The organism is Desulfovibrio sp. DV, from assembly GCF_001936595.1.
In the GTDB taxonomy this organism is placed as follows: domain Bacteria; phylum Desulfobacterota; class Desulfovibrionia; order Desulfovibrionales; family Desulfovibrionaceae; genus Solidesulfovibrio.
In genome coordinates, this window is the sequence record NZ_MLBG01000013.1 from 1 (window position 1) to 16774 (window position 16774).

General features: G+C 63.2%; 10 protein-coding genes. 6 read left to right on the plus strand and 4 right to left on the minus strand.

Going from position 1 to position 16774, the window contains the following annotated elements:
* Positions 1-30: 30 nt before the first annotated feature.
* The 3 genes from DVDV_RS05225 to DVDV_RS05235 form a co-directional block, all read right to left on the minus strand.
* Positions 31-1254, minus strand: a complete 1224-nt coding sequence (locus DVDV_RS05225; protein WP_075353660.1) for a M20 family metallo-hydrolase — start codon at positions 1252-1254, stop codon at positions 31-33.
* 147 nt (positions 1255-1401) lie between these two features.
* Positions 1402-1644 (minus strand): PxxKW family cysteine-rich protein, encoded by a 243-nt coding sequence (locus DVDV_RS05230; protein WP_075353661.1) that lies wholly within the window; start codon positions 1642-1644, stop codon positions 1402-1404.
* Between the two features lie 114 nt (positions 1645-1758).
* Positions 1759-3090 (minus strand): amidohydrolase, encoded by a 1332-nt coding sequence (locus DVDV_RS05235; protein ID WP_075353662.1) that lies wholly within the window; start codon positions 3088-3090, stop codon positions 1759-1761.
* Positions 3091-3198: 108 nt separating this feature from the next.
* Here DVDV_RS05235 and DVDV_RS05240 point away from each other — a divergent pair, with 108 nt between their 5' ends.
* The 5 genes from DVDV_RS05240 to DVDV_RS05260 all read left to right on the plus strand — a co-directional run bounded on the left by DVDV_RS05240 (position 3199) and on the right by DVDV_RS05260 (position 13048).
* Complete coding sequence (locus DVDV_RS05240; protein ID WP_075353663.1) at positions 3199-3714, plus strand: adenine phosphoribosyltransferase; 516 nt, start codon at positions 3199-3201, stop codon at positions 3712-3714.
* A 60-nt stretch (positions 3715-3774) separates the two neighbouring features.
* Positions 3775-4518: an S-methyl-5'-thioadenosine phosphorylase gene (gene mtnP, locus DVDV_RS05245; RefSeq protein WP_075353664.1), complete on the plus strand. Its 744-nt coding sequence runs from the start codon at positions 3775-3777 to the stop codon at positions 4516-4518.
* A 163-nt stretch (positions 4519-4681) separates the two neighbouring features.
* Positions 4682-7531 (plus strand): FAD-binding and (Fe-S)-binding domain-containing protein, encoded by a 2850-nt coding sequence (locus DVDV_RS05250; protein WP_075353665.1) that lies wholly within the window; start codon positions 4682-4684, stop codon positions 7529-7531.
* Between the two features lie 360 nt (positions 7532-7891).
* Positions 7892-10759, plus strand: coding sequence for a caspase family protein (locus DVDV_RS05255; protein ID WP_075353666.1), 2868 nt, complete (start codon positions 7892-7894; stop codon positions 10757-10759).
* A 354-nt stretch (positions 10760-11113) separates the two neighbouring features.
* Positions 11114-13048, plus strand: coding sequence for an autotransporter outer membrane beta-barrel domain-containing protein (locus DVDV_RS05260; RefSeq protein WP_075353667.1), 1935 nt, complete (start codon positions 11114-11116; stop codon positions 13046-13048).
* A 119-nt stretch (positions 13049-13167) separates the two neighbouring features.
* Here DVDV_RS05260 and DVDV_RS05265 read toward each other — a convergent pair whose 3' ends face one another.
* Positions 13168-14247: an acyltransferase family protein gene (locus DVDV_RS05265; RefSeq protein ID WP_254845260.1), complete on the minus strand. Its 1080-nt coding sequence runs from the start codon at positions 14245-14247 to the stop codon at positions 13168-13170.
* Positions 14248-15024: 777 nt separating this feature from the next.
* On the opposite strand from DVDV_RS05265, the gene DVDV_RS05270 reads away from it, so the two are divergent.
* Positions 15025-16752: an aldehyde ferredoxin oxidoreductase family protein gene (locus tag DVDV_RS05270; RefSeq protein ID WP_075353669.1), complete on the plus strand. Its 1728-nt coding sequence runs from the start codon at positions 15025-15027 to the stop codon at positions 16750-16752.
* The last annotated feature ends 22 nt before the right edge of the window (positions 16753-16774 follow it).

Below are 16774 nucleotides of genomic sequence, written 5' to 3' on the forward strand. Positions count from 1 at the left end.
GGAGGCCCTCTTCCTCTTCCCTCACCGTGCCTACGTAAAAAGCACCCGGGTCATGACCTTGGCGTCGCCGATGGTTTTGGCGATGCTCGAGCGTTCGTTGGGCTGGTGGGCGTTATGCTCCAGGGTGGCCCAGACCACGGCCGGGTAGCCGTGGCGGCGCAGGTAGGCGGCGACGGTGCCGCCGCCGATGCCCATGGGCTTGGGCGAGGCGTTGTAGACGGCCCGGATGCCGTCCATGACCCGGCGCACGATGGGGGCCTCGACGTCGGTGGCCGGCGCGGCCTGTTCTTTTTGGACGATTTCGTAGCTGATGGTCACGCCGCAGGCGGCTTCGACCTCATTGCCAAACGAGCGGATGGCGGCCAGCACGTCGTCGAGATCATAGTGGGGCAACACCCGGCAATCGACGTAGAACACGTCGCGGCCGGGGATGGTGTTGACGTTTTCGACGTTGGCTTCCTTCTTGGTCGGCTCGAAAGTGGAATTGGACGGATGGAACAGCGGATTTTTGTCGCTGAACTTGTCGTAGAGCTTGGGAATCTTGATGATAAAAAGGGCGGCGGCAGACAGGGTGTTGATGCCTTCCTCCGGGGTGGAGGCGTGGCACTGGCGGCCTTCGATGATGATCTTGAGCCACAACATGCTTTTTTCGGCCACTTCCACCATTTCGCTGGTAGGCAGGCCGAAATCCGGCACCAGGAACAGATCATCCCTGGTGAAAAGGCCGTCGGCGTGGGAGGCCACGTAATCCAGGCCGTATTTGCTGCCGGTTTCCTCGTCAGCCACGAACAACATGCCGTAATTGATGGGGGGAAGGAGCTTTTTGGCGGCGATGGCCCGGGCCACCAGGATGGAGCTGACCACAGCCTGCTGGTTGTCTTCCACGCCGCGTCCGTAGACGAGATCGTCCTCGACGGCCAGCGTGTAGGGGTCGGTGCGCCACAGGGTCCGGTCGCCCGGGGGCACGACGTCGAGGTGGGAGATGACCCAGAAGGTGCGCGAGGTGTCGGCTCCGGGCATGACCACGACCAGATTGGGCCGGTGGCCGCAGGGGACACGGGGGTCCGGGGCATTTATTTCGCGGGCCTCGGGCAGGCCCATGGCGGCGAGCAGCACTTTCAGGCGGTCGGCTTTTTCGCGTTCGCCGGGGCCGCCATTGTCCGGGCCAAGGGCCGGGATGGCGGTCAGTTCGCGTTGCAGGTCGATGACGGCATCGCGTTCAGTGTCGAGGAAGGCCAGCAGATCGTCAAGCATACAGGCTCCAGACGGTTTTGTTGATAGATCGCCAATCGCCGGAATATAGCTGTTCGTCCGGGGCTTGGCAAACCGTTGGTCGCAACGCAAAAAGCCGGGAGGCAGAAACCTCCCGGCATGGATGCGACGAAAAAAACGACCTGCGATCTAGCGGCCGCGGGCAGCGCGCTTGGAGGCCTTGAGCGGGTTGATGTTGACCTTGCCGCCCTTGTCGACTTCGAGCTTCATGTGGGTGGCAAAGTTGCAAACCTTCTGGGACCATTTGCGCTCGGGCAGGGGATAGCTTTTGCAGTACTTGACCCCATCCTGCTCCATGGTGCGGTCGCAGCCCTCGCATTTTTCCACAATGGGATGGCACTCGACGCCATTGACGGTGATGACCTGGGACATGGGATAACCTCCGGACCGCGCGGGATGGGGCGCGGGAATGTTTTCAGCGGAAAGCCAGCCTTTATTATGGAGAGTGCCCGACTTGTCAAGGGGGTGGTGCGGCTGAAATTTGCCTCACCGCCCACTCAGCCTGACCGCCGCTTTTCGAAATGCCTGGCGCAATACCTCGTAATCCATGGTTAAAAAGACTCCATCGCGGAAATGGACGCGCCCGGCCACCATGGTCAGCACGACTTCGCCGCCGTTTGCCGCATAGACCGCGTCGGACACCGGGTCGATGTTCGGCTGCAGGTGCGGCCGGGTCAGGTCCAGGGCGCACAGATCGGCCGGGCAGCCGGGCTCCAGCCGGCCAAGCTCGGGCCAGCCCAAAGCGCGTGCGCCGTCGCGGGTGGCCATATCCAGGGCCGCACCGGCGTGCAGGGCTGTCGGGTCGCCGGTGGCCACTTTCTGAAGCAGGGCGGCGGTCGTCATCTCGGAAAAGAGGTTTAAGGCATTGTTGCTGGCCGCGCCGTCGGTGCCAAGCCCGACGGCCACCCCGGCATCGCGCAGGGCATGGACCGGGGCAATGCCGCTGGCCAGCTTCATGTTGCTTTTGGGGCAGTGGGCCACCGTGGTGCCGGTTTCGGCCAGAAGCGCCAGATCGGCCGCGTCCAGGGCCACGCCGTGGGCAAGCAGCGTGTGCGGCCCGAGCATGCCAAGCCGGTGCAGGTAGGGGATGACCCGCGCAGCGTTGGCCTTTTGGCAGTCGTCGTTTTCCCGGGCCGTTTCAGCGGCGTGGGTGGAGAGCAGGACGCCGCGTTCCCGGGCAAAGGCAGCGCAACGCTCCAGGGTTTTCTCCCGGCAGGTGTAGACGGCGTGGGGAAAAATGGCCGGCCGCAGGAGCGGCTCTCCAGCCAGCCGGTCGGCCAGGGCCGCAGCCGAAGCCAGGGCGGCGTCGGACGTCTTGAAGCCCGCGTTTTCAATATCAAAAACCCCCTGGCAAAGGATGGCCCGCATCCCGGCCGCCTGGACGGCGTCGGCAACGGCATCAACGAACAGGTAGGCGTCAAGAAAGCAGGTCGTGCCCGAAGCCAGCATTTCGGCGCAGGCGAGTTGCGTGCCCAGACGCACGGCCTCGGGGGTCAGTCTGGCTTCGGCCGGCCAGATATGGTCCGACAGCCACACGGAAAGCGGTGCGTCGTCGCAAAGGCCCCGAAAGAGCGTCATGGCCGCATGGGTGTGGGTGTTGACCAGCCCGGGCAGGACCATGGCGTCCGGCAGGGCGAGGGTCTCGGCCGGAGCGTAGCGGCCGGCCAGCTCCGTTCGCGGCCCGACGGCGACAATATGGCCGTCGGTGATGGCCAGGGCGGCGTCCCTGAGCACGTCGCGGGCGTCATTTTGGCAGATCACCACGGCGGCGGTGACGAGCATGTCACAGGCAATGGGGGCGGCGTCGGCGTTTGTCATGCCCGACCTCTAGCCCAGAGCCGGGAAACCGCCAAGCCCGGCTTGACCGGCTGGCCTAAAATCCCTATCCGACTTCGGTTACCAGACCGATTTTTCAAGGAGATGGCCATGGATCTGCGCACACTCATTCGCGACATCCCGGATTATCCCAAGGAAGGCATCCTCTTTTTCGACATAACACCCCTTCTGGGCGATCCTGCCGGGTTCCGCCGGGCCATTGATCTCCTGGCCGAGCGCTTTGCCAGCGCCGGGGCCACCAAGATCGTGGCGGCCGAGGCCCGGGGCTTTATTTTCGGCGCGGCCCTGGCCTACAAAATGGGCCTGGGATTTGTGCCGGTGCGAAAACCGGGCAAGCTGCCGTATAAGACCGTGTCTGTCTCCTACGATCTGGAATACGGGTCCGACACGCTGTGCATGCACGAGGACGCCCTGCTCAAGGGCGAAAAAGTGCTGGTCATCGACGACCTGCTGGCCACCGGCGGCACGCTGTCCGGCGTCATCGATCTGGTCGAACATTTCGGGGCCGAAATCGTCGGCGTCGGCGTGGTCATTGAACTGGAGTTTTTAAACGGCAAGGAACAACTGCGTTCCTACGGTTGCGAGAGCATCCTGCAGATCGCCTAATCCTTTCGCAAGTACAGGCCGCAGCTGCGGCAGCGGCAGCAACGGTTGGAGACGGACAGCATGAAAATCGGCATCATCGGCGGCAGCGGCCTGGACGATCCCAATATTCTGGAAAACCCCAGCGACCTCGAGGTGGACACGCCCTACGGCGCGCCCAATTCCACCTTGCGCCAGGGGAAGATCGGCGGCAAGGACGTGGTCTTGCTCGCCCGCCATGGCCGGTCGCATACGGCCACGCCCACCCATGTCAACTACCGGGCCAACATCCATGCCCTGCGCACGGTCGGCTGCGCCGCCATCCTGTCCACCACGGCGGTCGGGTCGCTTCGGGCCGAAATCGGCCGCGGCGATCTGGTCATTCTCGACCAGTTCATTGACTTCACGCGGCGTCGGGCGCTGACCTTCCATGACCGCTTCGAGCCGCATAATCCGGCCCACACGCCCATGGCCGACCCGTTTTCCGAGCCGCTACGCGAACTGCTTGTCGCCGCCTGCCGCAAGTTCGGCTACCGCCATCACGACAAGGGCACGGTGGTGACCATCGAAGGCCCGCGTTTTTCCACCCGGGCCGAGTCGAACATGTTCCGGGCCTGGGGAGCGGATGTGATCAACATGAGCGTGGCCACCGAATGCGCCCTGGCTGTCGAGGCCGGCGTTCCGTACGCGGCCGTGGCCATGAGCACGGACTACGACTGCTGGAAGACCGACGAGCCGCCGGTTTCCTGGGATGAGATCGTGACGATTTTCAAGGAAAACGCCGAGAAGGTGACGAGTGTGCTGATCGAGGTGGTGGGGAAGATGTAACTGAGGCGGCCGGCTGACCGGCGAAGTGAAAGATTCTGAAAGGGCGTTGGCTGGCGGACGCCCTTTTTGCGTACCTGTACCGTTCCCAATCCCTCAAACTCATGGCATAACACTCCGACAATCCCCGTCCCCGCGACGCCCGGCGTCGCGCCAGGAGCCTGCCATGAGCCACACCGACCACGCCGATACCCTGCCCGCTGCCCATAAAGCCTTTTACGACCGCATCCGCACATTTCTGCCGGCCGAGCGCGTCATCCTCGGCCCGTTTCGCAATCTGGCGCTCGGCGACGACGCCAGCTTTTATCGGCTGGTGCCCAAGATCGTGCTCAAGGCCGTGACCCAGGACGAGGTGGCAAAGCTTTTGCGCGCTGCCTCGGCCGAGGGCGTGGCCGTCACCTTTCGCACCGCCGGCACAAGCCTGTCCGGGCAGGCGCTGACCGATTCCGTGCTCATCTATCTGGCCGGGCACTGGAAGGGGTTTCGCGTCCATCCCGGGGCCGGGCACATCAGCCTGGAACCCGGGGTCATCGGGGCCGAGGCCAATTTCCAGCTCGCTCCCTACGGCCGCAAGATCGGCCCGGACCCGGCCTCAATTGGCGCCTGCATGATCGGCGGCATCGCCGCCAACAACTCTTCGGGCATGTGCTGCGGCACAGCGGAAAACAGCTACAAGACCGTTGAGTCCATGCGCCTCGTCTTCGCCGACGGCGAGACCCTCGACACGGCCGATCCGGTCTCCAAGGCCCGGTTTGCCGCCGTGCGCCAGCCCCTTTTGGACGAACTGGCCGCCATGCGGGCCGAAATCCTGGCCGATGCCGAGCTGGCCGAACGCATCCGGCGCAAATTCAAGATCAAAAACACCACCGGCTACGGCATAAATGCCTTTGTCGATTTCGAGGACCCCTTCGACATCCTGCTCCATCTGGTCATCGGCTCCGAAGGGACGCTGGCCTTTATAAGCGAAGTCACCTACCGCACGGTGGTCGAGCATCCGTTCAAGGCCTCTTCGCTCATGATCTACCCGGATATCGACGCCGCCTGCCGGGCGACCATTGCGCTCAAAAACGGTCTCGTGGCTGCGGTCGAACTCATGGACCGGGCTTCGCTTCGCTCGGTCGAGGACAAGCCCGGAATGCCGGCGTATCTCAAAGAACTGGGCGAAGCCGCCGCCGCCATCCTGGTCGAGGTGCGGGCTGCCGGTAAACCGGGCTTGCTCGCCGCCATCGACGGGGCGCTTTCCCGGGTGGCCGGCATCGAACCGGTTTTTCCGCTCATCTTCATGGACGCCAAGGAGGACTACGAAAAGCTCTGGAACATCCGGCGCGGGCTTTTCACCTCGGTTGGCGGGGCGCGCAAGCCCGGCAGCGCGGTCATTATCGAAGACGTGGTTTTCCCCATCGAGAATCTGGCCGAAGGCACGGTCGAACTCCAACGCCTGATGCATGTCCACGGGTTCCCGGAAGGCATCATTTTCGGCCATGCCCTGGAAGGCAATCTGCACTTCGTTTTTTGCCCGGACTTTGGCGATCCCACGGCGGTTGCCAATTACCAGAAGCTCATGGACGAGGTGGCGGCCATGGTGGTCGGCCGCTACGAAGGGTCGCTTAAGGGCGAGCACGGCACCGGCCGCAACATGGCCCCGTTTGTGGAAATGGAGTGGGGCAAGACGGCCTACGGGTTCATGCACCGCCTAAAGCGCGCCTTTGACCCGGACGGCATCCTCAACCCCGGCGTCATTTTAAACGACGACCCCAACGTCTACCTCAAGAATTTGAAACCCCTGCCCGAGGTTAATCCGCTCATTGACCGCTGCATCGAGTGTGGCTACTGCGAATCGGTCTGCCCCTCGCGCAACGTCACCACCACCCCGCGCCAGCGCATCACCCTGCAGCGCCACATGGCCCTGGCCAAAAAAGCCGGGGATCTGGGCGAATTCACCGAGTTTCACGACGCCTACGACTATTTCGGCAGCGCCACCTGTGCCGCCGACGGCCTGTGCGCCACAGTCTGCCCGGTGTCGGTCGATACGGGCGTGTTCACCAAGGACTACCGCCGCCAGGAGGCCGGCCCGCGCGGCAAAAAGATCGGCCGCTTTGTGGCCGACCACTACGGATTGGTCACCTGGATCGCCGGCCGGGGGCTTTGGCTGTCAAACGTCGTCCACAGCCTGATCGGCACCCCGGCCATGACGGCCATGACCCACGGGTTGCGCAAGGTCTCCGGCGGCCTGGTCCCGTTCTGGACGCCGTATGCGCCCAAGGCCGGGCCAAAGCCGGATTTGCGCAACACCAGCCAAGGACAGGGCCGCAAGGTGGTCTATTTCCCGAGCTGCACCACCCGGGCCATGGGACCCTCGGCCCTTGACCCGGATCAGCGGGGCTTGTTCGAGGCCACCATGTCGGTCTTGGCCAAGGCCGGCTATGACGTGATTTTCCCTGAGGCCATGAAAGACCTGTGCTGCGGCCTCACACTCGAATCCAAGGGGATGCACGAGGATGCGGCCCGAAAGTCCGGGGAGCTTGAAGCGGTGCTGCGTCGGGTCAGCGACAACGGGGCCATCCCCATCCTGTGCGACGCCAGTCCCTGCCTCTACACCATGCGCTGCAAGATGGAACCGGGGCTCAAGCTCCATGAGCCGGTCGAATTCATTCATGATTACTGCCTGCCCCATCTCGACATTACGCCCGTGCCCGATACCGTGGCCGTCCATGTGTCGTGCTCCTCGGTGAAAATGGGCCTGTCCGCCAAGTTTGCCGCCCTGGCCGAGCGCTGCGCCGGCCGGGTCGTCGTGCCGCGCGGCATCCATTGTTGCGGCTTTGCCGGCGACCGGGGCTTTTTCTATCCCGAACTCAATGCCTCGGCCCTGGCCGATCTGCCCGGCCAACTGCCGGCCACGACGACATCGGGCTATTCCAACAGCCGCACCTGCGAAATCGGACTGTCCTACCACGGCGGCGTGCCCTACCAGTCCATTGTCTATCTGGTGGACCGGGCGGCGCGGCCCAAGACGTAGCCTTCTTCCAGCTCCCCCAGGCCTGTTTCCGGAATCGCCGGGCAGGCCCGGGGAAAGTGAAATGCAACTCATAAACGCCACGGCACGGTCACGGCCGGAGTGTAACAAGCCGCCACGCCATCTTTTTCCCATTTTCCCTTTGCAGGGGTCCGGGGGGATCATCCCCCGGCCGCCGGAGGCATCTCCTTCTCTTTTCTCACGCTTCCCACCCACCTCACAGCTTGTTCATTAAACGTTTAGAAACCCGGGAAGTCTTGCGGGCCGGACCTTGCCGGCCGGACCGGGGCAGCGGGGGGCTTGACGCGACAGTTTCGTGGGGCAAGAATGCGCGCCGCCCGGAAGTGGGCAAGGAGTATGTCCATGCGCGCACGCGTATTCTGTATAACGGTCTTTTTCCTGCTGTTCGCCTCCACCTATGCCGCTGGCGGAACGCCGCCCGGCGAACCGATTTTGCGCATCGAAACCGGCATGCACACGGCCCTTATAAAGCGCATAGCCGTGGATGGCCTGGGCCGTTATCTGGCCACGGCCTCTGACGACAAGACCTGCCGGGTCTGGGACATCAAGACCGGCGAGCAGTTGCGTGTGCTGCGTCCGCCCATTGGCCATGACTACGAGGGCAGGCTTTACAGCGTGGCCATGAGCCCGGACGGCCGTTATGTTTTTTGCGGCGGCTGGTCGGGCTATGCCTGGGACAAGGCGCACAGCGTCTACGTCTTTGAACGCGAATCCGGCCGGCTGGTGAAACGGCTGACCGGCCTGCCGAGCGTGGTCAACCATCTGGCTGTTTCGCGCGACGGCGCGTATCTGGCCGCGGCCCTGGGCGAAGACGGGGTGCGGGTCTGGCGGCTGTCCGATCTGGCCCTGGTCGGCCAGGACCGGGACTACAAGGGCGAGAGCTACGGCGCAGCCTTTGACGGCAAAGGCCATCTGGCCACCACCTGCTACGACGGCCAGATTCGGCTTTACCGTGTGGCCGATACCGGCCTGACGCTTTTGGCCAAAAATGCGGCCCAGGGCGGAAGCCGGCCGTTCTCGTTGGCCTTTTCGCCGGACAGCAGCCAGCTTGCCGTAGGGTTTACCGATACCGCCGCCGTGGCCGTCCTGGACGGCGAAACCCTCGGGCTTTTGGGCGCGCCCAATCTCGCCGGAGTGGACAATGGCAACCTGTCGAGCGTGGCATTTGCCGCCGACGGGTCGCTGTTGGCCTCGGGCCGCTGGGTCACGGACCGGGGCTGTCCCATCCGCAGCTTCAAGCCCTCGGATTTTGTAGCCTACCGCGACCTGGACACCGGCAAATCCGCTGTTGTCACCCTGTGCCCCCTGCCTGACGGCGGACTGGCCTACGGCACCGTGGCCCCGCGCTGGGGCGTGCTGCGCCCGGATGGCAGCTTCGGCATGACGCGCTCCCCGGCCATTTTGGATTTCCGTTCCTCGGTGCGCGCCTTCTACCTCGACCGCACCGGCGAAACCGTGGCCTATGCCGTGGGCGGGCGAAAGGGCGTGTTCCGGTTTGCCTTGCCGGGCCGCGACCTGCGCCAGCTCGATGTGCCGACTCCGGATCTGGCCGCCCCGCGCCTGCAGGCGTCGGGGCTGGCCGTCACCGGTTGGGAGGGAGGCCGGACCCCGGCGCTCAATGGCCAGCCGCTCAAGCTCAAGGATTTTGAAACCTCGTATTCCCTGGCCCTGTCCCCTGACAACCGCCGGCTTGTTCTCGGCACTTCCTGGAACGTGCGCGTCTTCGGGGCGGATGGCGCGCCCCTGTGGCAGACGCCGGCCCCGGATACGGTCTGGGCCGTCAATGTCAGCGGCGACGGCCGGGTGGCGGCGGCGGCCATCGGCGATGGCTCCATCCGCTGGTACCGCATGGAGGACGGCCAGGAAATCCTGTCGTTTTTCCCCCACGCCGACGGCAAACGCTGGGTGCTGTGGACCCAGACCGGCTACTACGACGCCTCTTCCGGCGGCGAAGACATGATCGGCTGGAACGTCAACAACGGCCCGGACCATGCCGCCGACTTCTTCCCGGCCTCGCGTTTCCGGGAGGCCTTCCACCGGCCGGACGTCCTGGATCTGGCCCTGCGCACCCTGGATGAAAACAAGGCCCTGGCTGCGGCCAATGTGGCCCGGGGCGGCGATGTCCGCGCGCCCTCGGTGCTGACCGCCCGCCCGCCGGTGGTGGAAATCCTGACCCCGGCGGCCGGGGCCGGGTTCACTGCGCCGGAGATGACCGTCAAATACGCCGTGCGCAGTCCCGGCGGCGAAGACATTACTGCTGTCCGGGTGCTGGTGGACGGGGCGCGCGTGGTCGAGGAGCGGCCGGCCCTGGCCGGCCGGGGCTTTGAGCCGAGCGTGCTGGCGGCCAAGGTGACGCTGCCTGAGCGCGACGTGGTGCTTTCGGTGGTGGCGGAAAACAAGAATGGCCCCTCGGCCCCGGCCACGGTGCGGCTCAAGTGGGCCGGTAAGGCGGCGGCTCCGGCAGCCCCGGCGGCCAAGCTCTACGTGCTGGCGGTGGGAGCCGGCGCGTACGCCGACAAGGCCCTGTCCCTGGCCTATCCGGCCAAGGATGCCAAGGATTTTGCCCAGGCCATGTCCCTGCAAAAGGGGCGGCTCTACGGCGAGGTGGTGACCCGGGTGCTGACCGACGAGGCCGCCACCAAGGAGGCTGTACTTGAGGGCCTGGACTGGATCGAACGGCAGACCACCCAGCACGACGTGGCCATGATTTTCCTGGCCGGCCACGGGGTGAACGACAAGAACGGCGACTACTACTTCCTGCCGACCACGGTCGATCTGGAAAAGCTGCGGGCCTCGGGGCTGCCGTTTATGGAAGTGCAAAAGACCATCCGCAACATCGCCGGCAAGACGCTCTTTTTCGTCGATACCTGCCACAGCGGCTCCATCATGGGGGCCGGCCGGCGCGGCATGGGTGACTTAAACGGCGTCATTAACGAGCTTTCCAGCGCCGGCAACGGGGCCATTGTCTTTGCCGCCTCCACCGGCCGGCAGTATTCGCTGGAAAAGCCGGAATGGCAAAACGGGGCCTTTACCAAGGCGCTGGTGGAAGGGGTGCTTGGCAAGGCAGACAACCGCCACACCGGCCGGGTGACCTTTAAAATGCTCGACCTCTACATTTCCGAACGGGTCAAGGAACTTACCGGCGGCGAGCAAACGCCGACCACAGGCGTTCCCGGCACGGTGGAGGATTTCCCCATAGCAGCCTACTGATCGATTGTCCGGTGCTTTACAAAGCGCCCCGTCGTCGCCTGAATTTGGCGGCGGCGGGGCGCTTTGGCGTTTTTATTTGGCGTTTTGCAGCCTTTAAAGTCTGTAACGCAAGGGATATGTATGAGTTTGGTTGAGTAGTTGCATGTTTTGCTGTCTCCTGTTTTGTATTAATGATGTTTTATTAAATGTGTCGTCTGTCTCCATGGTGCTCGGTTTGTTCGTCAACATGCCAGGATAAAAGACTTTACGAGAAAGTTAAACCCTGGTATCGGCCATGGCTCTACCGTTTTTTATTTTCAAGGACCCATCAACCAGGCTGACGTGCAGCTTTGTTGCAACAAGGTAAGGATTACAATGAAAAATCTTGTTTTTAGCGCTGTCCTTGCGGCTTGTATTGCAATGGGAACGGCAGTGCTGTCCTGGGCTGAAGGCTTCAACCAGTTTGTTGGTTTTGGCGACAGTACGTTTGATAGTGGATATTTTCGATACAATACGACGGGAACTGCTTCGCAGGATGCTTTAATAGCTGCTGCCATATCCCAAGGTGCAAGCGGCGCTTTTGTCGGTCCCGGAGTGATGAATTCCTTGTTGCTTGCGGCACGCTTTGGCCAGTACGGCGGTGCAGTGGGCAGCGGTGGAACCAACTTTGCCAATGGCGGCGCTTTCTCCGCACCGCTCCTTGTCCCCTCAACCGGGACCTATCTGTCAGGCGTTTCGGCGCTCACCAATGTGGCCACCAACCAGCAGATTCAGAACTACCTCACCTCAGTCGGCGGCGTGGCCAATCCCAATGCCCTTTATGTGGTCAAAACCGGCGACAACGACCTGCAGTTTGTCCGGGCCATGAGCGCCTCCTGGATGGCCGCCAACCCCACCTTTCTGGCCGAACTGGCCTACAGCCAGGCGGCCAATGTGGCCCTGTTGCAGGCGGCCGGCGCCCGCACCATCATGGTGCCCAATTCGTACAACTACGCAGTCTTCGCCGAAACCGGCGGCTACATTCCCTCGGAGAACACCGATTTGTACGTGCGTTCCCTGTCCTATGGCATGATGCGCTGGTCGAGCCTTTCCGGGGTGGGCGTGCGCTACATCCCCGCCGATATCGACAGCGTCTACCGGTATGTGGTGCAAAACCCTGCGCTCTTCGGCTTTACCCCGTCCTCCGTGCTCTCGGCCAATGCCGTGTCCTCGTCGCTGAGCCCACTCTATGTCAGCTGGGCCGACGTCACTCCGGCCGAGCTGCAAACCTCGCTTTTTATCGGGGCCAACGGCGTCCATTTCACCACGGCCGGCCAAACCATCGAGGCCGATTACGAAGCCAGCCTGCTCTCCGGGCCAAGCCAGATGTCACTTCTGGCCGAAGGAGCGGTGCAGGGCGGTCTGGCCCGGGCAGCCACCATCCAGGGACAGATCGACCTGTCCGGGAAACAGCGCGGTCCAAACCGCTTAAACGTCTGGGCCAGCGGCGGGGTCAGTTCGCTTGCCATCAACAACGCTTCGGGCTTTCCCAATGACTCCGGGACGCCGTTTGTCGGGTCGCTGGGGGCGGACTATCAGACGCCCATCGGCCTCATTCTCGGCGCAGCCTTTACCCTGGGCCGCCAGAACCAGCAGTTTTCCATGGGGGTCGGGCATTTTGACCAGACCGACGAGGCGCTCAGCCTCTATGCCGCCTACGCGGCCGGTCCGGTCTGGGGCAATGCAGTGGCCAGCTACGGCCTGTACCAGGATTCCATCGAGCGCCCGGTGAAACTCGGTCTTTTGACCGACAGCAACAGTGCCGACACCACTGGCCGGTCCCTGGCCCTGGCCCTTCGGGCCGGCGGCGACATCAGCCTGGGACCGGTCACCACCGGTCCGGTGGCGGGTTTGGTCCTGCAGCAGGTCCGCATCAAGGGGTTTACCGAAACCGGCACGACCGTCGGGCAGAGCAGCCCCAATGGCATCACGGCCCTGTCCTACGGGGAGCAGGTGCGCGATTCGGCCATAAGCCAGCTCGGCTGGCGCGTCCTGGTCAATGTGGGCAACTGGCAGCCTTTTGCCGAGGCCAAGTGGAACCATGAGCTTGTCGACCAGAACCGCATGGTCAAGGCGGCGCTGACCACGGCCACGGCCGGCAACTACAAGGTCGATGCCGCGCCGGTGGCCACGGATTGGACCACGGGAACCGTCGGGGCCTCCTATAAACTGAGCGAGCGCGTCATGCTTCGCGGCACGGGTTCGGCCATGCTGGGCAATACCCAGGTGGTCACCTACGGCGGCGAGCTCGGCATCAACGTCAATTTCTGATCCATTTTTCCGCGCCGGATGCGTGGGCTCAAGACAGTTGAAAGCGCCATGCCGACCCGGATCGGCATGGCGCTTTTTTTTAGCCGGTGCGAGCGGCGTCAGGATCGTCAGCGTGGTGCTCAGGCCCGAAGGACGATGCGCCGGGCATGCAGCGCCCACGCCCCCAGGAGCAGGGGGAGCAGGATCAACACGCCCCAGGCCAGCGAGGCCGCCGGTCTGTCGCCCCACCCGGAAAAGAGCCAGCGAAAGAGAAACGCCTGCAGGTTGCTTGTCCCGCCAACAGCGTCTGACAGCTTGATGTGGCGCAGGGTCGAGGCCAGAAACGAGGCAGCCACATAGAGGGCCAGGGGATTTTGCCCCAGGAGCAAAAGCGGCTTGCCAAGGGGCGTTTGCCGGCCGCCATCGAAGAGCCAGTGGCTGCCGGCCAGCAGCATGATTCCGGCTGCGCCGGTCACAAGCACAAACGAACTGGTGCAAAGGGATTTGTTAATGGGGAACCAGACGCTCCAGCCAAGGCCCAGCAGCAACAGGGCCAGTCCCCAGGCGAGAACCCGGCTCGTGCCCCGGGCGCCTGTGCGCAGCCACAGCCCGGCCAGCAGGCCGAGCAACCCCAGGCCAATGGCCGGGAGGGTGGAGAGGAGGCCCTCGGGGTCCCAGGTGGTTTTAAATCTCCAGATATGCCGGCCAAGCACCAGCTGGTCCAGCCAGCCCTGCAGGTTGGCGTCCATGCCAAGGCTCGGATGGCCGAGGCCGGGCACCGGGACCAAGGCCAGGACCAGCCAGTAGCCGACCAGTATGACGGCGAGAAGGGCGGTGATGCCCCGGCGCCCCAGGCGCACATGGAGCCAGACCACCGCCAGATAGACGAGGGCGATGCGCTGCAACACGCCGGGGATGCGCAGGGTCTCCAGGCTCAGGCGCAGGTAGGCATTTTCGAGCAGGCCAAGCAGGAACAGGATGGCGGTCCGTCTGAGGACCTTTGGCCAGAAGCCGGGTGCCTGGCCAGCCGCAACAGCCTCACGGTCGACCGCCAAGGCAACACAGACGCCAACGAGAAAGAGGAAGAGGGGAAACACGAAATCCGCCACGGTGCAGCCGTTCCAGGCGGCATGGCGCAGCTGCGGATAGACATGCAAGGCATCGCCGGGATTGTTGACGACAATCATGCCGGCAATGGCCAGTCCGCGCAGGATGTCCACGGATTGCACTCTGGTTGTGCGCGGTGTTGCCACGTTGTCCCTCGGGTGTTTGGTCGAAGTAGCGGGGATTGGTCGGCGGGAATTGGTTTCGGGCGGGTATGTTCCATTTCCGGTCTCGGAGCAGCGCCGCAACTGTGGACAGAGCCGTTACTCCCAGGGGCACCCGACCGCCAGCGTAAACGTGCGGGCAACGGGCCGGCGCCGCTGCAGTACCGTGGCCGAAGCTTCTTGCGGCAACTCCGTTGGCTACGACGGGGTGTTGCCCCCTTCGATGGTTCCGATTGTACGCCCATCACGCCTAACGCCACGAATATCTTTCACGAAAACGGAGGAATCACGGCTGTCTGGTGCTTTTTGACCCAAAAAGCGCGGAGCCTGTTTCCTTTCGCCTCTGCCTCTCCAAGCAGCTATGATATTTAATATAACATAACGTTGGAGCCTGTAGTCCCAGCCCATTTCACCCCGCCAACGGTCACGCCGGGTCTGATTGTTCCCCCATCCGTTTCCAATAAAAAGTAATAACTCATTGATTTTCCAGATAATGACTCGGCTGGAGCAATACTTGCTTATTTTAACCTAACACGAGACTTCTTTCCGGCGCATCTGCCGTCCCCTGCCACGCCTCCGGCTTTGACCCGGTGGGTGCCCTGAACCGGGGGGAGCGCTCCAGGCAGGGGAACGCGGGGGTGTGCGGGACGAGGCTCACATGAAGGGACAGCTCTCGGTGGATTGTAAGGTCGCTGTGGCCAGTTTGTTCAAATAATAACAGGGGATGATATGTCTAAATTTATCCGAATCGACATGGGAACCAAGGCTGTGAAAATCGAAGAGTGCCCGGAGCAGTATGCCGGTCTGGCCGGGCGGGGACTCACTTCGATCTTCGTTGCAGATGAAGTAAAACCAACGTGCCATCCGCTGGGCAAATACAACAAGCTTATTTTTGCGCCCGGCTACCTGACCGGCACCAGCGCGGCCAACTCGGGCCGACTGTCCTGCGGGGCCAAAAGCCCGCTGACCGGCGGCATCAAGGAAAGCAACACCGGCGGTACCTTTGCCCAGAAGATGTCCAAAATGGACATCAAGGCCCTGGTGTTTGAAGGCCTTCCGGAAGAAGACAAATTTTATGTCGTGAAAGTGACCATGGATGGCGTGACCATTGACGAAGCACCTGCTCATATCGTGGGCATGGGCAACTACGAAGCCATCAAGGTTCTGCAGGCCCAGTACGGCCCCAAAGTCGGCGTGGCCATCGTCGGACCGGCCGGTGAAATGCGGCTGACCGCAGCGAACATCTCCTTTGCCGACCCCCAGAGCAACATCCGCAGCGCCGGGCGCGGCGGCCTGGGAGCCGTCATGGGATCGAAGAAGATCAAGGCGGTCGTCATCGACGACACCGGCGCGACCGCAGTGCCCATCGCCAATCCCGAGGCTTTCAAGAACGCTTCCAAGCGTTTCACCACCGCGCTGACCACGCATCCGGTCACCGGCCAGGGCCTGCCCAAGTACGGCACCAACATCCTGGTCAACATCCTCAACGAAGCCGGCGGCCTGCCGACGAAGAACTTCCGCAGCGGCCGCAATGAATGGGCCAACAACGTCGGCGGCGAGACCATGGCCGCCACCATCGAGGCCCGGGGCGGCAAGACGACCCACGGCTGCCATGCCGGCTGCATCATCCGCTGCTCCCAGCATTACAACGACAAGGAAGGCAAATACCTCACCAGCGGCTTTGAGTACGAGACCATTTGGGCGCTCGGAGCCAATGCCTGCATTGATGATCTGGACGCCATTGCCTACGCCGACCGGGAATTTGACGATGTCGGCGTGGATTCCATCGAGGTTTCCGTCACCGTGGGCGTGGCCATGGAAGCCGGCATCATCCCCTGGGGCGACGCGAAGGCGATGCTGGACCTCATCTTGGAGATCCGCAAAGGAACCCCGCTTGGCCGGATCGTTGGCAGCGGCGCCGGAGCCCTGGGCCAGATGTACGGCCTGACCCGGGTGCCTGTGGTCAAGAACCAGGCGATCCCGGCTTATGACCCCCGTGCGGTCAAGGGTGTCGGCCTGACCTACGCCACGACCCCGATGGGCGCAGACCATACCGCCGGGTATGCGGTCGCCACCAACATCCTCAAGGTCGGCGGCTTTGTTGATCCGCTGGGCAAGGCCGGGCAGGTTGAACTGTCCCGCAACCTGCAAATCGCCACCGCCGCAGTGGACAGCACCGGCATGTGCCTCTTTATCGCTTTCGCCATTCTGGACATCGCCGATGGTTTCAACGCCCTGGTTGAAATGATCAACGCCCGCTACAACCTCGCCCTGACCGGCGACGACGTCGTGGCCCTTGGCAAGACCATCCTCAAGGCCGAACGGGGATTCAACCAGCGGGCGGGCTTTACCAACGCTGCCGACCGGTTGCCGGAATTCTTCGAGGAAAAGTGCGCGCCGCACGATGTGACCTGGGACTTCACGGATGCGGAAATTGACGAGGTGTTCAACTTCTAGCCAGCTCTCCGGGAGGCTTGCG

Excerpts from the sequence above, each read along its gene's own strand:
- DVDV_RS05240 (WP_075353663.1), top strand. The coding sequence starts at position 3,199 with ATGGATCTGCGCACACTCATTCGCGACATCCCGGATTATCCCAAGGAA.
- DVDV_RS05225 (WP_075353660.1), bottom strand. The coding sequence starts at position 1,254 with ATGCTTGACGATCTGCTGGCCTTCCTCGACACTGAACGCGATGCCGTC.
- DVDV_RS05230 (WP_075353661.1), bottom strand. The coding sequence starts at position 1,644 with ATGTCCCAGGTCATCACCGTCAATGGCGTCGAGTGCCATCCCATTGTG.
- DVDV_RS05250 (WP_075353665.1), top strand. The coding sequence starts at position 4,682 with ATGAGCCACACCGACCACGCCGATACCCTGCCCGCTGCCCATAAAGCC.
- DVDV_RS05255 (WP_075353666.1), top strand. The coding sequence starts at position 7,892 with ATGCGCGCACGCGTATTCTGTATAACGGTCTTTTTCCTGCTGTTCGCC.
- mtnP (WP_075353664.1), top strand. The coding sequence starts at position 3,775 with ATGAAAATCGGCATCATCGGCGGCAGCGGCCTGGACGATCCCAATATT.
- DVDV_RS05270 (WP_075353669.1), top strand. The coding sequence starts at position 15,025 with ATGTCTAAATTTATCCGAATCGACATGGGAACCAAGGCTGTGAAAATC.
- DVDV_RS05260 (WP_075353667.1), top strand. The coding sequence starts at position 11,114 with ATGAAAAATCTTGTTTTTAGCGCTGTCCTTGCGGCTTGTATTGCAATG.
- DVDV_RS05235 (WP_075353662.1), bottom strand. The coding sequence starts at position 3,090 with ATGACAAACGCCGACGCCGCCCCCATTGCCTGTGACATGCTCGTCACC.